Here is a 23,191-nt window from a genome sequence, read left to right as displayed (position 1 = left end):
GGCCGGTCAGCGCAGGATCGCGACCGGGTTTTCGGCGAATCGTTCCAGCGCGGCGCGGAGCAGCAACGGGTCCGGCCCGTTCGCCAAGCAGGATGCCGAGAAGTGCAGCGCCCCTTGGCATTCCATCGTCATGACGGCAACGTCCGGCGGCGCGCTCGGGGCCAGACTGCCGGTGCAGGTCACCGGCAGACCGGGCAGGTAGGGCAGGTGTGCGGCAGCCGGTGGGCGACCCAGGTGGTGGAAGGTCAGCCGCGGCAGGCCGACCCGGGTGGGCATCGGTCGGAGCCGCGGCGGGGCGGCCTGCGCCGCGACCTGGACCTGGTCCGGGGAAGGTCGCAGCGGAAGCCGGAGCGGCCGGCCGGCTGGCCAGTACCCGGTGAGCCCGACCCGGCGACGATCCCGGCCCACTTCGAAGGAGATCCGGGTCGCCTGGGAGGCGACGGTGAGGCCGACGTCGTCGAGGCTCCGGGTGATCCCGGCCACCAGGAGCGCGTGCCGGGACGCCCGGGATGCGTACCGGGCCGCCCACTCCCCGAGTTCGGCATGCTGCTCGGCGGACATGGTGGCGATGCTGGTGCAGCGGCCGGCTCGGCTGCTGCGCGGCGCGGCTGTGGTGGCCGGTCGTGCCGCATCGGGTGTGTCGGCCGATGGCCGGCCGGCCTGGATGTTGAAGGCGGTACCGAGGAGCGTGCGGACGGTCGGTCCGACCAGGTCGTTGTCCGCCACCCCCGGCGCGTACCGCACGCCGAGGTAGTTGCCGCAACGAACGATAGCCAAGGGCCAGGCGAGCTCTTCGTCGGTGGCGATGGCGTCGAGCAGCCGGCCGGTGTCGGTGCTGCCGATCGGGCCGGCCGGTCGTTCCCGCGTCGTGACCAGGGTGTCCGGCGCGAAGCCGCGGTCCCGGAGTAGCCGGCGCTGCGGCTGGTCGGCCGCGAGCCGGAGCACGGCCTCGCGAAAGGCCCATTCCGGCGGGAGGTCGAACGGGCCGCAGATCGTCACGATCGACTCGTCCAGCCACGGCCGGTCGTACCAGCGGATTCGGGGGTTGGCGGCCGGCCGGGTTCGGTTGTTCGACGGTCCCTGTAATGCGGTGGTGGTGAACACGATCGATCCCTTCGGTTGACCCGCCGCGGCAGGGCGACCGATGGGTGGACGAGCACCGTGAACGAGGCGTAGCGGTTTCGACCCGCTCGCCTACCCACGGCATGCAGTGGTGTTGTGCTCCCCGACCCACCGGACGCCGCGACGGGCACGCTCGGCAAGTTTCTCGCCGAGTCGTGCATCGAGCATTCGGTGACCGAGCGACCGACGGTGGCCGCCCTTAAGATCGACGATAACATGTTAATAACGGTTGCGCTATTGTCCGGCCACGGCTGTAACGAACTGCCCAACTATCCCGAATAAGCCCCTTTGCGAACCGCCCGACCGGCGCCGGGTACGTCATCCGGCCGACCCCGCGGTAGGTATCGGTGCGACGCGGCAGCCGAGCGGTGAATCGTTCGGCCTACCCGCGAGAGAATCGAACCGTGAACGAGAACGAAAGCGTCTTCACCGTGTTGCTCGCCTTCGCGGCGAACATGCTCATCGCGATCGCCAAGTCGGTGGCAGCGGCATTGAGTGGGTCGGCATCGATGGTCGCCGAAGCGGCGCATTCCTGGGCCGATACCGGCAACGAGATCCTGCTGATGATCGCCAACCGCCGCGCCGCTCGCCCCGGCGACCGCACGCATCCGCTCGGTTACGGCCGGGAGGTGTACATCTGGTCGATGTTCGCCGCGATCGGTCTGTTCGCCCTCGGCGCCGGCGTGTCGATCACGCACGGGATACACGAGCTGCAGGCGCCCGAGCCGGCGGACGATTTTCTGCTGGCCTACCTGGTGTTGGGGATCTCGTTCGTGCTGGAGGGGATCTCGTTCCGGCAGTCCTACCGCCAGCTGCAGAAGGAGGCGAAGGACGCGGATCGATCGGTGGTCGGGCAGGCGCTCCGGACCTCCGACCCGACCGTGCGGGCGGTCTTCGCCGAGGATGCGGCTGCGTTGGTCGGTCTGATCATCGCAGCAATCGGGATCCTGGCACATCAGCTGACCGGGTCGCCGGTGCCGGACGCGATCGGGTCGATCCTGGTGGGCGTGCTGCTCGGCGGTGTCGCCCTGATGCTCATCGACCGGAACCGACGTTTTCTGGTCGGCGAGCAGGCGGCACCGCGGGTGCGTCTCGCCATGCTGGCGACGTTGCGCGCGTTGCCCGAGGTGGATCGGGTGACCTACCTGCGCACCGAGTTCGTCGGGCCGCGCCAGCTGTACGTGGTGGCCGGCGTCGACCTGGTCGGTGACTTCGCCGAGGCCCAGGTCGCGCGGACCTTGCGCACGCTGGAAAAGCAGCTCGAAGAAGACCCGCGGCTACGCAAGGTGGTGCTCACCCTCGCCACCCCGGAGGAAGCGGAAATCGACGCCTGATCCCTCGGCCGGGCCGTCCGGTCAGGCGCCGGCGACCGAGTCGCAGGAGAAGATCACGTCGAACGGGATCGATGCTGCCGGGGCGCTCCGGTCCGTGGCGACTGCCTGGCCGGTCACCTTGTACTTGATCCCGTCGTTCTGCCCCTGGGCCGAGCCGATCGGCATGCCGACGGTGTAGCCGAGCGTGTACGGCCCCGGCCCGGTGCCGCCGGTGGTGCCGGCGACCGAGAACGACTGCACCGCGTCGTCGGCGGCGGTGAGCACCGCGGTGACCGTGAGGTCGCCGTAGGTGGCGTGCTCCGGGTCGTTCAGGGTCAGCGTGAGGGTGCCGTCCTTCTTGGCGCAGGTGGTGCTGAACGACCCCTCGACCGGCTTGCCGTCCAGGGTCACCGACGACCGCACCCCGGTCGCCGCGCCCGCGCTGGTCGGTGCCACGGAACCCGATGCGTCCGAACCCGATACCGCAGCGGTGCTCGATTCGGTGCCGGACTTCTCATCGCTCGATCCGCAGCCGGCCAGTGCCACAGTGACGGCCAACAGCGACGCGGCTGCCGCGGCTACCCGGAGATCGGCCATGGTCAACATCGTTCCTTCCGAAAGATTCCGCCCGGGGACGTTGCACCCGGGCCGGACGTGCCCCCGAGAACGTGGGACGAGGAGAACCTATCAGCCGGACGGTTCCAGCCAGACCGAACCGAGCCCGCCGCCCAGCCGGTAGCCACCCCGGAAGGTCACCGCACCGCACACGGTGATCGGGTCGAGCGGGATGAGCTTGGGCGCATTCAACGACGGATATCCGCCGGTCCAGCCGGCGACACCGAACAATTCGTCGCCCGCGATGCGGAGGCCGTTGACCGTCGTCGGGCGGGCGAACTCGGCGGTGAACTCGAAGATGATCGGCTCCTCCGAGACGCCGGTGCCGAGCCGGGCCGACCAGACGTCGAACCACGGCGTCGCCGCGGTCACCGGCGGGCTGGTCCAATGCTCGCGATCGGTGTAATGCGGCCATTCGTGCCGGACCGCGGCAACCCGGAAGCCGTAGTAGATGTTGTCGGCGTTCACCAACTGCACCCGGGTCCGGTAGTCGCTCGGCAGCAGCATGGTCTCGGTGTCGATCACGCCGCGGCCGATCAGCGCGTTGGCCACCTGGACCAGCGCTTCGTCGATCAACGCCGTGTCGATCAGCTCGGCGATCACGACGTCGGCACGGGGCAGATCGGCCGTGCGGATGTCGCCGCTCACCACGGTGATCGCCTCGGTCTGCTCGTTCAGCCGGACCGTCCGATCCAATGTGTGGGCCAGCAGCGGGTCGATCTCCACCGCATAGACCTGGCCGGCACCGGCGGCTGCCGCGAACAGCGACAGGATCCCGGTCCCGGCGCCGGCGTCGATCACGATGTCGCCCGGGGTGACCGCACCCTCGATGGCGGTCCGCAGCATCTCGGTTCGTCGGTGGTCGATCAGGCACTCGAACGGGTTGTCCGACGTGGACCAATAATCGACCGACAAGACCCGACCTCCGACCTTGTTACCGACCCCCGACCAGGTCCGCGGTGCTCATGCTAGCCGTCCAGCCGTTGGCGCAGCGCTTCGAACTCGTCCCGGACCCCGGAAGGCAGCTTGTCGCCGACGAACTCGAACCATTCCTCGATCATCGGTAGCTCGCGGCGCCACTCGTCGAGGTCGACCCGCAACGACTCGTCCACGTCGGCCGGGGCGGCATCCAACCCGGCCAGATCGAGCTGTGCGGCGGTGGGCACATTGCCGATCGGGGTGGACTCGGCGTCCGCCGTGCCCTCGATCCGGCCGATGATCCATTGCAACACCCGCGAGTTCTCGCCGAATCCGGGCCACAGGAACCGGCCGTCCTCACCGCGGCGGAACCAGTTGACGTAGAAGATCTTCGGGAGCTTGCTCGCGTCGGCCTGCTTGCCGAGGTCGAGCCAGTGCGCGATGTAGTCACCGACGTGGTACCCCATGAAGGGCAACATCGCCATCGGGTCCCGGCGCACCGCGCCGACCTTGCCCTCGGCGGCCGCGGTCTGCTCGGACGACATCGTGGCGCCCATGAAGACACCGTGCTCCCAGCCGAGCGACTCGGTGACCAACGGGACGGTGGTCTTGCGCCGCCCGCCGAAGAGGATCGCCGAAATCGGCACGCCCTGTGGGTCGTCCCATTCCGGCGCCAGGATCGGGCATTGCGACATCGGTGTGCAGTACCGCGAGTTGGGATGCGCCGCCTTGCCGTCGGATTCGCGCAGTTCCCAGTCGTTGCCGTGCCAGTCGATCAGGTGATCCGGCTCGGATTCCATCCCCTCCCACCAGATGTCGCCGTCGTCGGTGAGAGCCACGTTGGTATACACCGTGTTCCCCGCCTCGATCGTGTCCATCGCGTTCGGGTTCGAGCTGCGGTTGGTGCCCGGTGCGACGCCGAAGAATCCGGCTTCCGGATTGACCGCGTACAGGCGGCCGTCCTTGCCGAAGCGCATCCAGGCGATGTCGTCGCCGAGCGTCTCGGCGCGCCAGCCCGGGACCGTCGGCTGGATCATCGCCAGGTTGGTCTTGCCGCATGCGCTCGGGAAAGCGGCGGCGATGTAGTAGTTCTTGTTTTCCGGGGAGATCAACTTGAGGATCAGCATGTGTTCGGCGAGCCAGCCCTCGTCGTGCGCCATCGCCGACGCGATCCGCAGCGAGTAGCACTTCTTGCCGAGCAGTGCGTTGCCGCCGTACCCGGAGCCGTAGCTCCAGATCTCCCGGTCCTCCGGGAAGTGGGTGATGTATTTGGTGTCGTTGCACGGCCACGGCACGTCGGCCCGGCCGTCGGCGAGCGGCGCGCCCACCGAATGCAGACACTTGACGAACGGGGTGTCGGTCCCGAGCGCGGCCAGTGCGGCACTGCCCATCCGGGTCATCACCCGCATGGACACCACGACGTACTCGCTGTCGGTGATCTCGACGCCCAGCTTGGGATCGTCGGCGCCGAGCGGGCCCATGCAGAACGGCACGACATACATCGTCCGGCCCTTCATCGAGCCGCGGTAGAGCTCGGTCATGGTCGCGCGCATCTCGGTCGGATCGACCCAGTTGTTGGTCGGCCCGGCGTCGGACTCGTCGCGCGAACAGATGTAGGTGCGCGACTCCACCCGCGCGACGTCGGACGGGTCCGACAGGGCGAGGAACGAGTTCGGCTTCTTGTGCGGATTCAACCGGCGGAAGGTGCCGGCGTCGACCAGCTGGGTGGTGATCCGCTCCCATTCCTCGTCGGATCCGTCGGCCCAGACCACCCGGTCGGGCTCGGTCAGCGCAGCGATCTCGTCGACCCAGGCGATCAGCTCGCGGTGCTGTGTGGGCGGGGTGTCTTCGGCTCGGATCCCGGAAACGGTCGCTGAGGTCATCGAATTCTCCTGGAGTCGGTGCCGGTCGCGAGGCTTACGGACCATCGCACGATGCCGGATGCCTGGATACCCGAGGGTAACCCGGGAAGGCTGCACGCGCGGAGCTGGGTCGTACCCGTCGGAGAACGGCAGCTGATCGGAAAGAGGCCGCGGCGCCTGTTCGGCGTGGGTTTCAGCTGCCGATCGTACCCCCGGCGGTCCGTTCCCACCGCCCGCCACACTCGTCGTGCCGGTACTGCCAACCGGCGTATTCCCCGGTTCGGTCGATGATCGTCACGTGCTCGGCGAGCCCGTCCCGGTCGCTGTCGGTGGCCACCACCAGCCCGGTGGTGGTGGCTTCGGTCACGGTGTCGGCAACGGCGTCCCCGTCGAGGTCGATCGTCGGTTCCCCGATATCGATCGGCCCGACATCGTCCAGCGGACGGTCGGCGTCCAGGTCGGGCAGGTCGAACCTGGTCCAACCGAGGGTGGACAGGTCATCGGACTCGATCATCGTTGCTCCCGGGGTCGGTCGCGGTGCCCGCCGATTCTTCGGGGCCTTGTCCGTTCGGACGCGGCTCGGCGCGGATCGGTTCCCCGGCCGGGTGGCGGTCGAGTGCGGTGAGGTCGGCCGCGCACGCGGCGAGCCGGCCGCTGGCCCCGGCGCTGGCCCGGTGCAGTTCGGCATCGAGCGCCGCGATCCGTCGATTCGCTGCCCCCACGCCGTCCGCGCTGCGCCGGGTGAGCCGCTCCGCAGTGGTCACCTCGGCGGCGACCAGGGCCGCGGCGACCCGCTGGTCGAGCTGAGCTTTCACGTCGGTCAGCGTGTCGGTGGTCCATTGCCGCAGGTGTGCCCGATCGGCCAGCTGCCCCCGCGAGCGGGTCAACCACCAGGCGGCGCCCGCGCCGAGCAGCAGCGTCGCCGGCACGGTCGCCATGTCCAGCGCGGGCACCAGGGACAGTGGTGACACGGCGAGCCGGCCCAGGCTGAGCCCGGCCGAGGCGCCCACCGCAACCACCAGTTTGTCCTCCAGGCCGGGCCGGCGCGGCGACGGTGGGGGCGGCGGCGTTGCCGGTTCGGCGCCCGGCGGTTCCAGCGCGAACGGTGCGGCGGCGAGCGGCTCGATGAGCACTTGCCGGCCGATGTCGGCGATCCGGGCCGCGATCGCGCCCCCGAGTGCCGCCTCGGTCGCCGCCACCCGCTCGGTCAGCCGCGCCGGATAGTCCCGCAGCCGCGCCCGGTCGGACCGGCTCAGCTCGTCCCGCAGCTCGACGCTCAGCGCCCGGATCGTGACCCCCACCTCGTGCGACAGGTCCAGTCTGGCCAACTGGAACTGGCTGCGCAGCCGACGCAGCGACTCGGCCTGGGTGGCCATCTGGTCGCCGGCCAATCGAGCGCGCTCGGCTCGTAACTCGGCGATGTCGCCCGCGGCCCGGATCGCTGCCATTTCGTCGGTCAGTCGACCGCGGGCGATCGCGACGGCATGGGCCCGGGCCCGGACCAGCCGGTCGGCGGCCCGGGCCGGTGCGTCGGCGAAAGCTACCCGCAGCTCGCCGATCAGTTCGGCCAGACCGTGGCCGGTCAGCGCGGACACCGGGTGGATCGGCGGCGGACGGTCCGGACCGCCGAGTTGCTCGGCGATCCGGTCCCGGTCCTGGTCGGCGACCGTTCGCCAGCCGGCATGGGCATCGATTTTGTTCAGGGCCAGCACCACCCGGCTGCCGGAGGCGGCGGCAGCGGCGAGGGTGCGCAGCGTGGACCGATCGGTCGGGGTGCCGGCGTCGAGCAGGATCAGGGTCACCGCCGCGTGGATTCCGTCGATCGGGTTCGGCCGGTCGTCGGCCCGGATGCCGGCCCGGCGGGTCAGCTCGGCCGCCATCGTGGACACCCCGACCCCCGCGGGGCCGAGCAGAGCGAGCAGGTCGAAGCCCGGATCGCCGCCGTCGATGCGGCGCAACAGTCGCGCTCCGGCCGGGTTCCACCGCCGCAGCGCGGCGCGGGTCGCCAGCTCCCGCTCAATCGACACGGCCGTCCAGCCTCGCCCAGGACCAGGTATAGCCACGGTGGACGCGTTCGGCCGCGCGGCGCATGGCGGCGCTGTCGGCCGAGCGTGCCACCGTCCGCCAATGTTGCGCCGCGGCCAGCGCGGTCGCGGCGTCCGGCGGGTCGACGAGGGTGAAGGGGTGCTCGGCGACGTGCTGCTCCGGCCGGCCGGCCGAACGGGACGCTGCGATCGCGGCCGCGGCCAGCCCGGCGAGCAGCCCGATTCGCGCCGCGATCGGTCCGCGGCGAAACGTGTCCAGCGCGTCGCGCGCCGGTCCGTCCGGGCCGGCAGCGGTCAACGCGGCGAGCCGGTCCAGCTCGTCCAGCAGCTGCCCGCCGCGCAGTGCCGCCGCGCGCTCGGTCAGATTTCGTAGCGTGCGGCGCACCGCACGCACCCCGCTGGCGGCTTCCAGCACCTGGTGCAGCCGGTCGGCGGTCGCCGCCGGGTCGTGCCGGAGCACGGTGAGCGCGCAGCCGACGCCGAACGGTTGCCAGTGCGTGAGCAGCGGGTGTTCGGCGACGGTTGCGTCCGGCGCCGGGCGGCCGCTTGCGGCGAGTGCCCGGAACTCGGCGAGGTCGGCGGACGGCACCCCGATAGCGCTCAGCCGGGCGGCCACCGCAGCCACCAGCGGCAGCGCCGGGACGCCGGTCCGGGCGGCGTACTCCGCACAGCGGTCCAGCGCCGCAGCCGGGTTGGGACCGACCGCATCGGCCTTGTTCAGCACGATCAGGCGGCTGGCGGTCGGTCGGTCGGTCAGCAGGTGCCGGTCGCCCGGCTGCATCGCGTCGGCGACGACGTGGAGTACCACATCCGCGTCCGGACGGGGTCCGGCGGGAACGGTCGGGTCGTCGATCGGGGCGAGCTCGGCGTCGGCGGACAGGTCCAGCGCGCGGACGATCGAGGTGCGGCCACTGCCGGCACGGCCGACGAGCTGCACGGTTGCCGGCCGGGCAAACTCGGCGACGGCGCCGCGCAGCCGGGTCAGCCATTCGCCGGGGGCGTCCGGATCTCGGCCCACCTCGTCGACCAGTCGGTCCAGTTCAGCCACCGGCATACCCACCACCCCCTCCTTTCGGCGACGATACCGGGGCGATCGGTATGGCGCGGCGGGGCCCACATGCAGTACTGCCGCGCCGCGGGCATGGACAATAGGCGTCGTGAACGACATCGGCTCGGCTACCGCGACCGCCCCGCCCCGGGGGTCCGGGCGTTATCCCCGGGTCACCAGCTTCCGGTCCCGGCGGGCCGCGCTGACCCCCCTGCAGCAGCAGGTCTGGGAGCGAACCTGGCCGCGGGTCGGCCGGGCGCTGGACGACGAGCTGCTCGCCGCCGGCCCGGTGGATCTGGCGGCCTGGTTCGGCCGGCCCGGCCCGGTCGTGCTGGAGATCGGCTGCGGTACCGGAACCGCGACCGCGGCGATGGCCAGCGCGGAGCCCGCGACCAACCTGCTCGGTGTCGAGGTCTACCTCCCGGGCCTGGCCCAACTGGTGCACCGGATCGAGCGCGACCGGATCGACAACCTGCGGTTGCTCCGGGGCGACGCGGTCGAGGTGCTGCAGCACCTGACGGCGCCGGCATCGCTGACGGCGGTCCGCGTGTTCTTCCCCGATCCCTGGCCGAAGTCCCGGCACCACAAGCGGCGGTTGCTGCAGCCGGCGACCGTGCGATTGATCGCCGACCGGCTGGTGCCCGGCGGGACGCTGCATGTCGCCACCGACCACCCCGAATACGCGCAGTTCATCGCAACGGTCGGCGATGCCGAGCTGGCGCTGCGGCGGGTCGACTGGGCCGACTTCGCCGACCGGTCGGCGACCCGTCCGGTCACCAAGTTCGAGGCCAAGGCACGTCGCGCCGGGAGCCCGGTGAGCGAACTGATCTGGCAGAGGACCGACGGATGAGCGCCGCGCCGAACAACGACGCGTCCGGCACGGCGGTTTCCCGAGCCGGCGTCCGGCGGGTACTACTGGTCTGGGATGCGCCGAACCTGGACATGGGCCTCGGTGCGATCCTGGGTGGGCGGCCGACCGCCGCCTACCGGCCGCGTTTCGATGCTCTCGGCAGATGGCTGCTCAACTATGTCGCCGAGCAGTCCGAGGCGATCGACCGAGACAGCTACGACCGCCGGACCGGCGGTCCAGACCTACCGCTGGAGGCGGAGGCCACCGTGTTCACCAATATCGCGCCGGGCAGCGCCGACGTGGTGCGACCATGGGTGGAGGCGCTGCGCAACGTCGGTTACGCGGTGTTTGCCAAGCCGAAAAAAGATGACGATTCGGACGTCGACGCGGACATGCTATCGCACATCGATCTACGGTTCGCCGACGACGAACTCGCTGCGCTGGTCGTCGCGTCGGCCGACGGGCAGGCCTTCCAACGACCGCTGGATCGGATCGCCCAGGCCGGTATTCCGGTGCGGGTGCTCGGCTTTCGCGAACACGCGCCGTGGGCGCTGGCCGACGACCTGCTCGAGTTCATCGACCTGGAGGACATCGACGGGGTGTTCCGTGAGCCGTTGCCGCGGATCAGTCTCGATTCGTTGCCCGAGGCCGGCGCGTGGCTGCAGCCGCTGCGCCCGCTTTCGGCGCTGTTGTCGCCGCGCGGCGTGGGGGCCGCCTAGTGTTCGCCCGCTGGGGAGACCTGGTCTACCGGCTCCGATACGCCGTCATCGGGGCGATGGTCGTCGGCATGCTCGCTCTGGGGGGTTACGGGATCGGCCTGGAGGACCGGCTGAGTCAGAGCGGATTCGACGACCCGGGCTCGGAGTCGACGGCCGCCGCGCTGCTGAAGGACGGCACCTACGGCCGGGATCATTCCGCCGACGTGCTGGCGATCTACACGGCACCGCCGGGCAAGACCGTCGACGACCCGGAATTCAACAAGAAGGTCACCGATGCGCTGATCGCGTTGCCGCAGCAGCATCCGGAGCAGATCCTCGCGATCAACGGCGGCTACTTCCGGGTGCCGGGCGCGTCGCTGGTCAGCGGGGTCGCGGCGGATCAGAGCCGAGAGCACGCGTTCGAGTCGATCGCGATCCGCGGCGACAACGACACCGAGGTGTCGAAGAACTTTCGCGACGTCGAGGACGCCTTCGCCATCCCGGGTGTCGACGTGAAGTTGGCCGGTCTGCAGCCGGTGACCGGCGGGATCAACGCCACCATGCAGGAAGATCTGCGCCGGATGGAGATATTGGCCATCCCGCTGGTCGGACTGTTGCTGTTCTTCGTGTTCGGTGGCCTGGTCGCGGCGGCACTGCCGCTGGTGATCGGTGGTCTCACCGTGCTCGCAGCCAACGGCATCGTCAAGCTGTTGACCGAATTCACCGAGGTCAACGCGTTCGTTTCCTCGGTCGTCTCGTTGGTCGGGCTCGGCCTGGCGATCGACTACGGCTTGTTCATCACCAGCCGGTTCCGGGAGGAGCTGGCCGCCGGGCGGTCCACCCAGGTCGCCGTGCGGCGCAGCGTGCTGACCGCTGGGCGCACGGTGGTCTTCTCCGCGACGATGATCATCGCCAGCGTGGCCGGGTTGTTGCTGTTCCCGCAAGGGTTCTTGAAATCCGTCGCCTACGGCACCATCGCGACGGTGAGCATCGCGGCGCTGGCGGCGATCACCCTGTTACCGGCGATCCTCGGCGTGCTCGGGACGCGGGTCGACGCACTCGGGTTCAAGGCGATCCGCCGCACCAAGTCGGACGAAGAGATCGAGGCGAGCATCTGGGGTCGACTGACCCGCTTCGTCATGCGTCACCCGCTCAAGGTGGCGATCCCGATCGTGATCGGTCTGCTGCTGTTGATCATTCCGGTCAACGGGATCAAGTTCGGTGGGATCAGCGAGAAGTACCTGCCGCCGGACAACTCGGCGCGGCTGGCCCAGGAGGAGTTCGACCAGCTCTGGCCGCTGCGTCCGACCGATCCGATCCTGCTGGTGGTCGAGACCGACAACAGTCTCGACGTCGGGACATTGCGCAAGCAGGCCAACGCCGCGCCCGGGCTGCGCAGCGAGTTCCAGCTGCCTACCGAGGTGACCAAGGACGGCGTCTGGGTGCTTTCGGCCAAGTTGGCCGACCAGGCCGACGCCGGGCCGACGATCGACTACCTGCGATCGATGCCGGAACCGCCGGGTGTGCGGGTGCTGGTCGGGGGCACGCCGGCGATCGAGTACGACAGCGTGCACGCGTTGCTCGACCGGCTCCCGCTGATGATCGTGCTGGTGGTGCTGACCACGACCTTGCTGATGTTCCTGACTTTCGGCTCACTGGTGTTGCCGATCAAGGCGGCGTTGATGAGCGCGCTCGGCCTCGGTTCGACGTTGGGCATCCTGACCTGGATTTTCGTCGACGGGCATGGTGCGGGGTTGTTGAACTTCACGCCCGGGCCGATCAGTTCGCCGGTGCTCGTGCTGATCATCGCGATCATCTACGGCCTGTCCACCGACTACGAAGTATTCCTGCTCTCCCGGATGGTGGAGGCCCGGTCGGCGGGTGCGAGTACCGCCGAAGCGGTGCGGACCGGTACCGCGCACACCGGCCGGATCATCACCGCGGCCGCGCTGATCCTGATCGTGGTGACCGGCGCGTTCGGCCTGTCCCAGCTGGTGATGATGCAGTACATCGCCTACGGCATGATCTCGGCGCTGATCATCGACGCCACCTTGCTCCGAATGTTTTTGGTGCCGGCCACGATGAAGCTGCTCGGCGACGACTGCTGGTGGGCGCCGGCCTGGTTGCAGAAGGTGCAGCAGCGGATCGGGCTCGGTGAGCCGGTGCTGTCGGAAGAGAAGATGCCGCAGAACATCCCGCCGGTCCGGCTGGTGGGCGTGCCGCGGGCCGAGATGCAGACCACGCCGATCAGCTCGGCCGCGATGCGCCGGGCCCTGGCTACCGGGGCCGCGCCGCCGACCACCCAGCAGCGGCCGGTGCCGCCACAGCGGGTCGAGCCGGTGCAGCGCCATCCGGTACAGCGGGTGTCCCCGGAGCGCGTGCCGGCAGCTGCCGCGCAGCGGGTTCAGGCGCCTACGGCGCAGCGGGTTCAGGCGCCTACGGCGCAGCGGGTTCAGGCGCCTGCGACGCAGCGGGTTCAGCCGCCCACCCAGCAGCAGCCGCTCGTACCGCGTGGTGTACCGGAACAGCGGGTGGTGCCGCCCCGGCCCACCGGCGCACCGCAGCGGCCGGCGACCGGCGTCACCAACGGCAGTTCGGTGACCGGACGAGCGGATCGAGCGAATACCGCACCGCCGAACGGCACCGCACCGCCGAACGGCACTGCACCGGCCACGGACGCCGCAGTGCCGAACGGCACTGCACCGGCCACGGACGCCGCAGTGCCGAACGGCACGGCGGTACCGAACGGCACCGCGGTACCGAACGGCACCGCACACGACGGTGGTCGACACCGGGGTGGTGTCGACCACTCGACGTCGGTCAGTGTCGACGAGCTGCTGCGCCGGCAGCGTCGTCCGTGACCGGATCGTCGCGGTCGGCGAACGCCCGGGCGTAGCGGGTGCCGACCCCGAGCAACAGCAGACCGACCATCAGGAACGCGGTCACCCGGATCAGTCCGCTCAGGGTCGCCAGGTCGAACAGGAACAGCTTGGCCAGCGCGGCAGCGGTCAGCGCAAGCCCGGCGACCAGCGCGGCGTGCGCGTTCCGGCCGGCGCGGAGGCCGTAGCCGAGCGCCAGCGTCGCGGCCGTCATCCAGGCGATCGTGGCGATCCCCTGCCCGGCGACGAAGCCGGTGGCGCCGCCGATCGCCACCCCGGCGGCGATCGTGCCGGCGGTGACCAGGTACAACGCGACCGCGGACAGCACGGCCCAGCCGAGGTCGGCGAACCGCACAGTGATCAGTCCGGTGTGCCGGGCGGCCCGTCCGAGTGCGGCCAGCGCCGCGCAGCCGACCGCTGCAGCCAGGATCACCGACGAGTCCAGGTGCTGCACCGCCGCCGACGGGGTGGTCAACGCGTCCAGCGTGGCGATGCCGACGAAGCCGAGCACTCCCAGCCCGGCAAACCCGACCGCGACCACCGCGACGGCCCGCTGCCGAGTCTGCTCGGCGACGGCGGCGTAGCCGAGAGCCGTCGCCAGCAACGAGGTCGTGAACAGCGCCGCGTCGGTCACCGCGGCCCAGGTCTGCAGGAGGGCCAGCGAACCGGCAAGCAGCGCAACGAGTCGCAGATGCCATACCAGGGGGCGGAGCGCGGCGAGGGCGAGCAGCAATATTGCGGTGGCCGCCGGCGCCAGCGCCGAGAACGGTCGATCGAACAGTGAACCGCTCACAAGCAGGGGCAACACGGCTACCGCGAGCAGCGCACTGGCGGCCCGGTCGCCGGGGTGTCGCCGGGTGACGAGAATCGCGCCGGCGACACCGCCGATCGCGGCGAGCAGGGCGCCGGTCAGCAATTGGACGTGCTCCTGGCGGCCGGAGCTGCCGATGATACCGGCGGCGATCCCCCCGAGCAGGGCCAGCACCACGGGGACGGTCCGCGCGACGTGCAGGTACGGCCAGTTGTTCGACAGCTGAGCCGGGATGCACCCGATCTGCAGTACCAGCAGGAAGGCGATCAGCGTGATCGACAGACCGCCGGTGACGACCGGCGCCAGCGCTGCCGCGCCGCCCACCACGATCAACGCCAGCTGCTGGGTCTGCCAATGCGTCGCCAACGCGACACCGCCGGCGGTGATCGCCAGAGCCACGGTGAGGCCCACCGCGGGGGTCAGCCAGTGATAGATCGTGGTCATCGCGACGATGTCGAGGAACGCGGCGGCGATCCCGGTCGCGGCGAGCGCGATTCCGCCGACCCGGCCACCGGCCCGGCCGTATACCCGCCGACCGGCCTCGACCAACGCGACCGCGAGCAGCCCGCCACCGATCACCCGGGGTATCGGGCCGAAGAATCCGGCTTGGGCCGCGAGCACCAGCAACAGCGCCACGCCGATCAGGGTCACCCCGGCGCCGGCCGCGGCGAGCAGTCGGCTGATCACGCCGTCGCGCTGCCACCAAGGCTCCGGCTTGGGCCGGGCCGCGACGACCGGACGCGGCTGGAGCGGCATCGGCGGCGGAACGGCCGGTTGCTGGTGTGCGGCCGGAACGTACGGCGGTTGCGCGGGAGCTGGAGCGATCGGCCCAGCCTGCTGGCGCAGTAGCGTCAGATCGCGGCCGAGCGCGCCCAGCTGATGGTTCAGTACGGCGAACTGGTCGTATACCCGGGCGACCAGGCGCGGATCGATCATCGGCGGCGGAGTCGGAATGGTCATGCCGTTACACTCCGCCGATCGCGGCCGGATCGGATGCGTAGTGCTACGCAGGTGAGTTGAGGGCTTTCGGCCAGAACCGACGTACGGTGGGTGTCGATGACGGCTGGACGTGGACGGGTGCGCAGTGAGCGGGCCAGAGCGGCGATTCTGGCGGCGACGCTCGAACTTGCGGCCGAACTCGGCTACGCCGGGATGAGCATCGAGAACATCGCCGCCCGGGCCGGAGTCGGCAAGCAGACGATCTATCGTTGGTGGCCGTCGAAGAGTGACGTCCTCGCCGAGGCCGTGCTGTCCGGAAACCTGATCGAGATCGAGCGGTATTCACTGCCGGATACCGGCGACCTCCATACGGATCTGTACCACTGGTTCGGCGAGGTCGAGGTCGTCGCGATGGGTGCGAGCATGGTGTTGCGGGCGTTGGCCGCTGCCGCGGCGGAGAACGACAGCGTGCGGGTCGCGCTTTATTCCGGGCTGACCCGGATGGCCGAGGACCTGTTGGTCGAGCGGTTCGACGCGGCTGCGGCAGCCGGGCAGTTGGATCCGGCGGTTGATCGGGCGGTGCTGGCGGAGTCGATCGTCGGGCTTGCGCTGTACCGCCTGTTGACTCGGCCGACGGCTGAGCCCGGGTTTCTGACCGATCTCGTCGCGGTCGTCACGCCGAGCCTGCGCTCGGCGTGACGACATCTCGCTCAGCGTGCCGGCACCTTCAGCACGAACAGAACGTTGCCGGGCCCCGCCTGGTATGCGTCGATACCACCGAAATTGCTGTAGCCGGAGTTGAGCAGGATCGTGTCGTCGACCGGGACCGCTCCGACCGAATCGATCGTGCCGCCCGCGCCGGTGTTTCCGGCGACGTCGACCACGTCGATGTCGCTGTCGAACCGGGCCAGCTCGGTGCCGTCGGCGGTCCGGAAGGCGCGAAGTTCGCCGTCGAGCGAGCCGGCCAGCAGAACATCGTTGGTCACCGAGGGAGCGGCCGAATAGATCGAGATGTACTCGGCGCCGTCGTAGATGTGGGTCGGATGGATGTCCCACACGACCGATCCGGTCGCGATGTCGAGCGCATAGATCCCGGGCCGGCCTTCGGGCACCGGTTGCACCGGCACCTGCGGTCCGTTCGGGCCGAGCAGGGACGGCAGATCCTTGGTGAGTGCCGAAGTCTTGTCAGCGAACGCGTCGGCGATCGGCACGTAGAGCCGCTTCCCGTCGGTCGCCATGCCCATGTGCACGCCGCCGAGGGCGCTGCCGCGGCCGAGCTCGTTGCGCCAGATCAACGAGCCGTTACCCGCGTCGATGCAATAGATGTCGCCGCCCTTGTCCCCGGCCAAGACCACCCGGCGCCCGTCCGGTAGCCGCGTCAGGATCGGCGGCGCGCCGAAGTCGAAGTCGTGTCCGATCGGGTCGGCGCACTTGAGCTGGCCGAGCGCCGGGACCTCGCACGCGGCGTTCCAGATGTCGTCCTTTCGGGCCTGGAAGGCCCACCGGCGACTGCCGGTGTCGAGGTCGAGCGCGATGATCGCGTCCGAGGTGTCGGTCAGCGGCGGCGAGTAGTTCTGCCCGGTGCCGATGTACACCGTGCGGCTGGCCGGGTCGATCGCGGGCACGCCCCACAGCGAGGCCCCGTTCGGCCCGAGGGCCCGCCCGCCGAGTGGGGTCGGCGACAGCTCCTGTGCCGGTGGCGTGGTGTGGTAGGTCCAGGTAACGGCGCCGGTGTAGGCGTCGAAGACCTGCAGGACACCGTGGGTGGTGCAGCACGGGGTGGCCGGGTCGGCCGCGGTGGTGATCACTTCGCGGCTGCTGACCGGGACGAACAGCTTTCCGTCGAAGTACTGGAGGCCGCCGGTGATCCAGTCGTACTGCGGGTTCGCGCCGGCGAACGCCGACCAGGCGAGCTGACCGGTCACGGCGTCGACCGCGTAGACCCGACCCTGCGCGTCGCCGGCTGCCACCAGCGCCGGGCGGCTCGGATCATCGTCGATCAGCAGGATGCTGGACGAGCGAACGATGTTCTTACCCAGCGTGATTCCGAGGTCCGATGCCGGGACGGTGTACTTCCAGAAGATGCAGCCGGTGTGTCGGTCCATCGCGACGATGTCCCGGCCAGCGGAGAAGAACATCGCCTGGTCGGTCGCGGCGGGCGCACCGCGTTTGCCCTGTGCGCCGACTGCGACGTGGCTGTACGCGACGCCGAGGCCGGCGACGTTGCTCGAATCGATCCGGCTTTCCTGGTGCCGGGTGTTCGAAAGATCGAAGCCGAAGCCGCTGGTCAGCCGCGGCGAGTTCCGGTCGACCGAGCCCGAACACTGCCGGCCGTAGTTTCCTTCGGTTTGCTGCGCGGCCGCCGGTGGTGCCAGCGTCGATCCGAGGATCAGCGCTGCGGTAACGGCGAGGACGCCTTCGGTGGAGAACATTTCGGCCTCTGCGGGATCGACGAGTGCAACCGACAGCCACGACTCGTTTACGAGACGGTTCGTATTGTTTGGGAACATACACCTCGCGGCCGAGCCGGTCGGCCGAACCCGTGAATTGTCCTTGGTGGACTTCACCCGGCCGCACACCCTTTCGCTGTACGCACGGGTTTTCGAGTGCGATTCGCTGTGCGGTAGTACAGAAGTGGTGCGCCGGGCGGCGCGGGATCAGGGCTGGCTGCCGCCCTGACCCATCATCCGGCGGATGCCGGTGCCGAACGGGTGCCGGGCGGTGGCCGAGCCGAAACTGATCCGGCCGCGCACCACCAGGTGCAACCCGCCGGCCGGCGGGCCGGTGCGCACCTTGCTGGTGATATCGGAAGCCAGCAGCTGGATCGCGTTCACGTCGACCGTGGCCTGCTCCGGCAGCACGAGGGTGATGCTGCTGAACGCGCTGTCCACTGCCAGCTCGACGACCGGCGAGCTCAGTGTGGCCTGGCTGAAATCGAGGGTGACGGCCGACATCCGGGCGTGCACCTGCAGGTGGGGCGGCACCCGCCAGGCGCCCTTGCGGGAGATGTTGCTGAACCAGCCGCGGACCACGTCGTGGTTCGGGCCGGGCAGCGGCGGCCGATAGCCCGGCGGTGGTGGCCGGTAGCCCGGCGGCGGTGGCCGATAGGTGATCGGCCGGTAGTGCGGCGGGGGCCGATAACCAGGTGGCGGCTGGGGCGCCGCGACCGGGGCGACGATCCGGATACCCGGCAAGTCGGCCAGCACCGCATTGAGTTCGCTCCGGGTACGCGCAGCGAGCGCGGTATCGAGTCGCTCGGTGAACTCGCCGAGCGAGAGCATGCCTTGGCCCACCGCGCGCTGCAACAGAATCCCGACATGCTCCCGCTCGGCATCGGACACCCGCAGGTCCCGTGGATCCATTCCTCCAGGGTAGTGCGGTACCGCCGGGTTCGGCCGACGGTGCTATTCCAGGCCCTGCTCGATCGCGTAGCGGGTCAATTCGACCCGGTTCGCCAGATGCAGCTTGCGCAACGTGGCTTGCACATGGTTTTCCACCGTCCGGTGCGAGATCGTCAGCCGGGTGGCGATCTGCTTGGCCGACAACCCCTTGGCCACCATGCGCAGCACCTCGGTCTCCCGCTCGGTGAGCGTCGGCGCGGCCGGGGCGCTACGTTGCGCCGGCACCCCGGCCATGCGCCGGTACTCACCGAGCACCAGCCCGGCCAGCCCCGGTGTGAATACCGGCTGGCCCTGCGCGGTGGCCCGGACCGCCGCGATCAACTCGGCCGCCGATGCGCTCTTCACCAGATACCCGGTGGCGCCGGCCTTCACCGCATCCAGCACGTCGTCGCGTTCCGACGATGCGGAGAGCACCAGCACCCGGCTGTGCGGGGACACCTGGAGTACCGCCGCGGTGGCGGTGGTGCCGCTGCCGTCGGCTAACTGCATGTCCATCAGCACCACGTCGGGTTGGACCGCAGCGGCCCGGCGGGCGGCCGCGGCGACCCCGTCCGCGGTGGCGATCACCGCGAAGCCGGCGCCGGTCAGGTCGCGCGCCACCCCGTCACGCCACATCGGGTGATCGTCGACGACCATCACGGTCGACTGCTGGGCGGGCTCGGCGTTCACTGTCGCACTCCGTCTCGGGGGACCCGGAACTCCCATTCTGTGCCTTCGCCCGGCGCCGACACCAGCGCCGCGCTCCCGCCGAGCGCAGCGATCCGGCCGCGGATCGATTTGGAGACCCCCATCCGTCCCTCGGTTTCGGCGTCATGCAGTCGCTCCGGCGGAATACCGACCCCGTCGTCGCGCACGCTGACCAGCACCTCGGAGTCCAGACTTTCCAGCAGTACGTAGGCCCGCGCGCCTGGTCCGGCGTGCTGGGCGACGTTGGCCAGTGCGGCGGCTACCGCAGCGGCGATCTCGGTCGCCACCCGCCGGTCGAGTGGCACCGGTACCCCGGGAGCGGCAACGGTGACTCCGGCACGCTCCTGGGTGCGCAGCAACGGACGCAGGTCCACCGCCTCGCCGCCGGAGTCCGTGGCGGAGTTCTGTTCCGAGATGAGCATCCGCAGTGCGATCTCCTGTTCGCCGGCCTTGTCGGCCAACTCGACGGCCGGCCCGCCGATCTCCCCGGCCCGGCGGCGGACGTAGGCCAGCACCTGCAGCACCCCGTCGTGCACCTCCCGGGCCAACCGTTCCCGCTCCTCGGTCGCGGCGGTGAGCCGGATCGCCCGCTCCAACTGGTCGTGCGCCCGGCGCCCGGTGCCGGCCGCGACCGCGACGGCGGCGCCGGCCGCGATCAGCTGCGGTGCGGTGGCGTCGCGCCACAGGTCGAGGTCGATCAGTTCGCGCGCCACCGCGGACAGGGCCGCCAAGCCCACCGCCGAGGCCAATGCGCCGGTCAGACCCCATTGCAGCGCCGCCGAGAACACGGCGTTGGTCACCCAGAGGTTCGTCGGGAAGGTCTGATGGTTGTGATACCAGTCGTGGTCGGCGACGAACCGGGTGCCGATGATCAGGAGCCCCGCGATTAGCTGATCGCCGACCACCACCCAGCCGCGCGGCACCGAATTGCCGCCGAGCAGGGCGGCGGCCACCCCGGTCCACATCACCATCACCCCGACCAGCACCCAGCTCAGCTGCGGCCGGGTGTAGTTCTGTACCGAGGCCAGCTGCTGGCCGATCGCATATACCAGCGTGACCAGGCGGAAGACCTGCGCGGCCCGCCACAGGTGACCGATCGGGTCGGTCACCGACCCGGCGATCGGTCGTCCCCGATCGCCGCCGGGACCGGCTGCTCATCCGGCACATCGTCGTCGGCCGGTATCAGCGTGATCGGCGGCGCTTCGTCGGCCTTGCCCAGCAGCGATCGGATCGCGGTGTTCGCCATCGCGGCCAACGGCACGGCCAGCAGCCCGCCGGGAATGCCGGCCAGCACGATGCCGGTGGTGATCGCCAGGACCACCCCGAGCGGATGTACCCGCACCGCCCGGCCGAGCAGCAGCGGCTGCATCACGTGGCCCTCCAGCTGCATGACCGCGATGATGATGCCGAGCGTGATCAACGCGGTGACCGGGCCTTTGCTGACGAACGCGATGAACACCGCGACGAACCCGGTCAGGAAGGCGCCGACGATCGGGATGAACGCGCCGATGAACACCAGCGAGGCCAGCGGCAACGCGAGCGGCACGCCGAGGATGGCCAGGCCCGACCCGATCCCGATCGCGTCCACCGCGGCCACCACGACGGTGGCCCGCATGTAGCCGGACAGGGTCACGAACGCGGCCGAGCCGGCGCGGCGGACGTCGGGCCGGTTGGTGGTCGGCACGATCCGGGTGACGAACTCCCAGATCTGCCGGCCGTTGTGCAGGAAGAAGATCAGGATGAACAGGGTCAGCAGCGCGCCGGCGAGTGCTTCGCCGATGAACGTCGCGGTGGTCAACGCCCCGCTGGTCAGCGCGTCCTGGTTGGACTGGATGGCGCGCACCACCGAATCGCTGGCCCGGCTGATCTGATCTCCGCTCAGATGCAACGGGCCGGCGGTGAGCCACTCCCGGATCTCTTCGATGCTGGCGGTGATCTGGTTGCTCAGCTGCGGTAGGCCGGAGATGAACTGCTCGACGACGAACGTCATGATTCCGGCGAGGACGCCGATCGAGCCGACGACGGTCGCCACCACCGCCAGCCAGCGCGGCACCCGGAACCGGACCAGCCGGTTCACGATGGGGATCAGCAAGGCGGCGGAGAGCAACGCCAACGCCAGCGGAACGACGACCGGGGTGAGTTGCTGCACGACATAGCCGAGGGTGAGCAGTCCGGCGAACAGAACGAGCAGCCGCCAGGTCCATTCCGCGCCGACCCGGACCAGCGGGTGGACCGCGTCGGCCGAGGTCGGCGGCGGCATCTCGGGCGCCGGCGGAACCTCCGCGGCGCCGCGCTCCGGAGCCGGCACCTTGTTCGTGCTCATCGTGGTCGAGCCTAACCAGACCTGCGGCGATGCCGGGAAGAAGTCGGACAACCAAGGTAAGCGGCGGGCGAACCGATAGATTGTGAACGTGTCGGCGCCCCTGGAAGCGGTCAAACAGACCATGCATACCCGGTGGCCGCTGTACATGGCGTCGATGCTGCTGGCGAACGGCTTCGGCGCGATCATGGCGTACCTGTTCATCGTCTACGGGCTCCCGGTGAGTCAGACCCCGGAGTACGCGGAGCTGCGGCACACCAGCCAGTCGACGTTTGCGATCTGTCTGGTGATCGGCGGTGTGCTGAGCCTGGTCGCGTCGGCCTGGATGCTGCGCCCGGTGATGCGTTGGCAGCAGCGTGGTGGCGGGCCGAGCCGGCAGGAACAGGTGGCGGCGTTGAATGCGCCGCTGCGGCAGGCGCTCGTCCACCTGGCGTTGTGGGTGGTGATCGGCAGCGTGCTGTCGATTCAGATCACCCGGGTCGCGCCGGGGCTGGCCGCCGTGGTGATCACGACCGCCTGCATGGCGGCCACGGTGGTGTTCGGGTTCTCCTACATGCTCGGTGAGCGGATCCTGCGCCCGGTCGCGGCCGAGGCATTGGCCTACGGTGAGTTCGACCGTAGCTACACCCCGGGGATCGGCACTCGGATGGCGTTGACCTGGGGATTGGGCACCTTCGCCCCGGTGATCGGGATCGTGCTGCTGGGTGTGACCCAGCTTTCCTCCCGGTTCACGTTCTCGCCGAACTCGTTGGCGATCGCGGTGCTGCTGCTCTGCGCGGTGGTGATCCTGCAGGCGGGCGCGTTGTCCATGCTCACCGGTGCCAGCATCGCCGATCCGGTCCGTCAGCTCACCCGGGCGATGGCGATCGTCGAGAAGGGCGGTACCGACGTGCAGGTGGAGGTGTTCGACGGGAGCGAGATCGGCCGGCTGCAGGTCGGGTTCAACCGGATGATGGACGAAGCCGCCAAGCGACGTGAGCTGCAGGAGCTGTTCGGTCAGCACGTCGGCGCGGATGTCGCGCAGCGTGCGCTCCACTACGGCACCGAGCTCGGCGGTGAGACCCGGTTCGTCGCGGTGTTGTTCGTCGACATGGTCGGTTCCACCGCCGCCGCGGCCGAGCGGCCGCCGACCGAGGTGGTCGACCTGCTCAACGAGTTCTTCCGGGTGGTCGTCGCGGTGGTCGACCGGCACAGCGGGTTGGTCAACAAGTTCGTCGGGGACGCCGCGCTCGCGGTGTTCGGCGCGCCGCTGGACCGGCCGGACGCGCCGACCGCCGCGTTGGCGGCGGCCCGGGAGCTGCGGGCCGGCCTGGCCGAGATCGCCGGTTTGGACATCGGGATCGGGGTGTCGGCCGGGCTCGCGGTCGCGGGCAACATCGGCGCGGCCAATCGGTTCGAGTACACCGTGATCGGTGATCCGGTGAACGAGGCGTCCCGGCTGACCGAACTGGCCAAGGATCACCCGACCCGGGTGCTGGCCTCCAGCAGCGCGCTGTATTTCGCCGAATCGGCCGAGCAGGAACACTGGGAGCTGGGTGAGACGATCGCGCTGCGTGGTCGCCGCCGCCGCACCCAGCTGGCCTGGCCGGTGGACTTCGAGGTGCCGGTGGTGCCCGAGGTGGTACCACCGATTGGTTAGGCTTGCGTACGTGCCCCGGCCAGCATCGTCCCGGTCGTTTCGCC

At 70.0% G+C, this 23,191-nt stretch carries 20 protein-coding genes; 7 read left to right on the top strand and 13 right to left on the bottom strand.

The window, feature by feature from the left end; translation table 11 throughout:
• Nucleotides 1-6: 6 nt before the first annotated feature.
• Complete coding sequence (locus tag KV203_RS18585; RefSeq protein WP_066469253.1) at nucleotides 7-1,104, bottom strand: hypothetical protein; 1,098 nt, start codon at nucleotides 1,102-1,104, stop codon at nucleotides 7-9.
• A gap of 114 nt (nucleotides 1,105-1,218) precedes the next feature.
• Between KV203_RS18585 and KV203_RS18580 the strand changes: the two genes are divergently transcribed.
• Together KV203_RS18580 and KV203_RS18575 are read left to right on the top strand one after the other, a co-directional pair.
• Entirely contained in the window at nucleotides 1,219-1,404 is a 186-nt protein-coding gene (locus tag KV203_RS18580) for a hypothetical protein (protein ID WP_066469254.1), read from the top strand.
• Nucleotides 1,405-1,577: 173 nt separating this feature from the next.
• The gene (locus KV203_RS18575) at nucleotides 1,578-2,456 is read left to right on the top strand and encodes a cation diffusion facilitator family transporter (RefSeq protein WP_157079776.1); all 879 of its coding nucleotides are present in this window, start codon (nucleotides 1,578-1,580) and stop codon (nucleotides 2,454-2,456) included.
• Nucleotides 2,457-2,477: 21 nt separating this feature from the next.
• Here KV203_RS18575 and KV203_RS18570 read toward each other — a convergent pair whose 3' ends face one another.
• The 6 genes from KV203_RS18570 to KV203_RS19840 all read right to left on the bottom strand — a co-directional run bounded on the left by KV203_RS18570 (nucleotide 2,478) and on the right by KV203_RS19840 (nucleotide 8,935).
• Nucleotides 2,478-3,032 (bottom strand): lipoprotein LpqH, encoded by a 555-nt coding sequence (locus tag KV203_RS18570; protein WP_169797491.1) that lies wholly within the window; start codon nucleotides 3,030-3,032, stop codon nucleotides 2,478-2,480.
• Between the two features lie 90 nt (nucleotides 3,033-3,122).
• Nucleotides 3,123-3,965 carry a 50S ribosomal protein L11 methyltransferase gene (locus KV203_RS18565; RefSeq protein WP_066469258.1) on the bottom strand — a complete coding sequence of 281 codons (843 nt, stop codon included), beginning with the start codon at nucleotides 3,963-3,965 and terminating at the stop codon, nucleotides 3,123-3,125.
• Nucleotides 3,966-4,018: 53 nt separating this feature from the next.
• On the bottom strand, nucleotides 4,019-5,851 hold the full coding sequence (locus KV203_RS18560) for a phosphoenolpyruvate carboxykinase (GTP) (RefSeq protein WP_066469259.1): 1,833 nt from the start codon (nucleotides 5,849-5,851) through the stop codon (nucleotides 4,019-4,021).
• Between the two features lie 172 nt (nucleotides 5,852-6,023).
• A complete protein-coding gene (locus KV203_RS18555) occupies nucleotides 6,024-6,344 on the bottom strand; it encodes a DUF6802 family protein (protein WP_066469262.1) in 321 nt (106 codons plus the stop codon).
• Nucleotides 6,328-7,857: a hypothetical protein gene (locus KV203_RS18550; protein WP_066469263.1), complete on the bottom strand. Its 1,530-nt coding sequence runs from the start codon at nucleotides 7,855-7,857 to the stop codon at nucleotides 6,328-6,330. Before KV203_RS18550 ends, KV203_RS18555 begins: the two co-directional genes overlap by 17 nt.
• Nucleotides 7,847-8,935, bottom strand: a complete 1,089-nt coding sequence (locus KV203_RS19840; RefSeq protein WP_169797490.1) for a hypothetical protein — start codon at nucleotides 8,933-8,935, stop codon at nucleotides 7,847-7,849. The genes KV203_RS18550 and KV203_RS19840 overlap by 11 nt, the downstream gene beginning before the upstream one ends.
• 88 nt (nucleotides 8,936-9,023) lie before the next feature.
• Here KV203_RS19840 and trmB point away from each other — a divergent pair, with 88 nt between their 5' ends.
• From trmB to KV203_RS18535, 3 genes are read left to right on the top strand one after another with little or no spacing between them, the layout of a single operon-like run.
• A complete protein-coding gene (trmB, locus tag KV203_RS19835; RefSeq protein ID WP_157079777.1) occupies nucleotides 9,024-9,773 on the top strand; it encodes a tRNA (guanosine(46)-N7)-methyltransferase TrmB in 750 nt (249 codons plus the stop codon).
• Entirely contained in the window at nucleotides 9,770-10,492 is a 723-nt protein-coding gene (locus KV203_RS18540) for an NYN domain-containing protein (RefSeq protein ID WP_066469266.1), read from the top strand. The genes trmB and KV203_RS18540 overlap by 4 nt, the downstream gene beginning before the upstream one ends.
• Entirely contained in the window at nucleotides 10,492-13,332 is a 2,841-nt protein-coding gene (locus tag KV203_RS18535; protein ID WP_066469268.1) for an MMPL family transporter, read from the top strand. Before KV203_RS18540 ends, KV203_RS18535 begins: the two co-directional genes overlap by 1 nt.
• Here KV203_RS18535 and KV203_RS18530 read toward each other — a convergent pair.
• A complete protein-coding gene (locus tag KV203_RS18530) occupies nucleotides 13,292-15,121 on the bottom strand; it encodes a DUF2339 domain-containing protein (protein ID WP_066469270.1) in 1,830 nt (609 codons plus the stop codon). The genes KV203_RS18535 and KV203_RS18530 overlap by 41 nt on opposite strands.
• A gap of 96 nt (nucleotides 15,122-15,217) precedes the next feature.
• Between KV203_RS18530 and KV203_RS18525 the strand changes: the two genes are divergently transcribed.
• A complete protein-coding gene (locus KV203_RS18525) occupies nucleotides 15,218-15,799 on the top strand; it encodes a TetR/AcrR family transcriptional regulator (protein ID WP_083529967.1) in 582 nt (193 codons plus the stop codon).
• A gap of 11 nt (nucleotides 15,800-15,810) precedes the next feature.
• Here KV203_RS18525 and KV203_RS18520 read toward each other — a convergent pair whose 3' ends face one another.
• The 5 genes from KV203_RS18520 to KV203_RS18500 all read right to left on the bottom strand — a co-directional run bounded on the left by KV203_RS18520 (nucleotide 15,811) and on the right by KV203_RS18500 (nucleotide 21,448).
• Complete coding sequence (locus KV203_RS18520; protein WP_066469273.1) at nucleotides 15,811-17,532, bottom strand: outer membrane protein assembly factor BamB family protein; 1,722 nt, start codon at nucleotides 17,530-17,532, stop codon at nucleotides 15,811-15,813.
• Between the two features lie 225 nt (nucleotides 17,533-17,757).
• Nucleotides 17,758-18,462: a DUF1707 SHOCT-like domain-containing protein gene (locus KV203_RS18515; RefSeq protein ID WP_066469276.1), complete on the bottom strand. Its 705-nt coding sequence runs from the start codon at nucleotides 18,460-18,462 to the stop codon at nucleotides 17,758-17,760.
• A 42-nt stretch (nucleotides 18,463-18,504) separates the two neighbouring features.
• Entirely contained in the window at nucleotides 18,505-19,137 is a 633-nt protein-coding gene (locus KV203_RS18510) for a response regulator (RefSeq protein ID WP_066469593.1), read from the bottom strand.
• A gap of 29 nt (nucleotides 19,138-19,166) precedes the next feature.
• Nucleotides 19,167-20,297, bottom strand: a complete 1,131-nt coding sequence (gene macS, locus KV203_RS18505; protein WP_246600217.1) for a MacS family sensor histidine kinase — start codon at nucleotides 20,295-20,297, stop codon at nucleotides 19,167-19,169.
• Nucleotides 20,294-21,448, bottom strand: a complete 1,155-nt coding sequence (locus KV203_RS18500; protein ID WP_066469596.1) for an AI-2E family transporter — start codon at nucleotides 21,446-21,448, stop codon at nucleotides 20,294-20,296. Before KV203_RS18500 ends, macS begins: the two co-directional genes overlap by 4 nt.
• Before the next feature lie 208 nt (nucleotides 21,449-21,656).
• On the opposite strand from KV203_RS18500, the gene KV203_RS18495 reads away from it, so the two are divergent.
• A complete protein-coding gene (locus tag KV203_RS18495) occupies nucleotides 21,657-23,147 on the top strand; it encodes an adenylate/guanylate cyclase domain-containing protein (RefSeq protein ID WP_066469283.1) in 1,491 nt (496 codons plus the stop codon).
• Nucleotides 23,148-23,191: the final 44 nt, after the last annotated feature.

The organism is Skermania piniformis (genome assembly GCF_019285775.1).
GTDB classification, from domain to species: Bacteria; Actinomycetota; Actinomycetes; order Mycobacteriales; family Mycobacteriaceae; genus Skermania; species Skermania pinensis.
The sequence above is the reverse complement of the archived record's forward strand: the minus strand, read 5'-3'. Positions and strand labels throughout refer to the sequence as shown.

What these genes read in the sequence shown, in the direction of transcription:
- KV203_RS18575 (WP_157079776.1), top strand. Translation starts at nt 1,578, where the DNA reads ATGCTCATCGCGATCGCCAAGTCGGTGGCAGCGGCATTGAGTGGGTCG.
- KV203_RS18570 (WP_169797491.1), bottom strand. Translation starts at nt 3,032, where the DNA reads ATGGCCGATCTCCGGGTAGCCGCGGCAGCCGCGTCGCTGTTGGCCGTC.
- KV203_RS18560 (WP_066469259.1), bottom strand. Translation starts at nt 5,851, where the DNA reads ATGACCTCAGCGACCGTTTCCGGGATCCGAGCCGAAGACACCCCGCCC.
- KV203_RS18555 (WP_066469262.1), bottom strand. Translation starts at nt 6,344, where the DNA reads ATGATCGAGTCCGATGACCTGTCCACCCTCGGTTGGACCAGGTTCGAC.
- KV203_RS18540 (WP_066469266.1), top strand. Translation starts at nt 9,770, where the DNA reads ATGAGCGCCGCGCCGAACAACGACGCGTCCGGCACGGCGGTTTCCCGA.
- KV203_RS18530 (WP_066469270.1), bottom strand. Translation starts at nt 15,121, where the DNA reads ATGACCATTCCGACTCCGCCGCCGATGATCGATCCGCGCCTGGTCGCC.
- KV203_RS18525 (WP_083529967.1), top strand. Translation starts at nt 15,218, where the DNA reads ATGACGGCTGGACGTGGACGGGTGCGCAGTGAGCGGGCCAGAGCGGCG.
- KV203_RS18520 (WP_066469273.1), bottom strand. Translation starts at nt 17,532, where the DNA reads ATGTTCTCCACCGAAGGCGTCCTCGCCGTTACCGCAGCGCTGATCCTC.
- KV203_RS18515 (WP_066469276.1), bottom strand. Translation starts at nt 18,462, where the DNA reads ATGGATCCACGGGACCTGCGGGTGTCCGATGCCGAGCGGGAGCATGTC.
- KV203_RS18510 (WP_066469593.1), bottom strand. Translation starts at nt 19,137, where the DNA reads ATGGTCGTCGACGATCACCCGATGTGGCGTGACGGGGTGGCGCGCGAC.
- KV203_RS18500 (WP_066469596.1), bottom strand. Translation starts at nt 21,448, where the DNA reads ATGCCGCCGCCGACCTCGGCCGACGCGGTCCACCCGCTGGTCCGGGTC.
- KV203_RS18495 (WP_066469283.1), top strand. Translation starts at nt 21,657, where the DNA reads ATGGCGTCGATGCTGCTGGCGAACGGCTTCGGCGCGATCATGGCGTAC.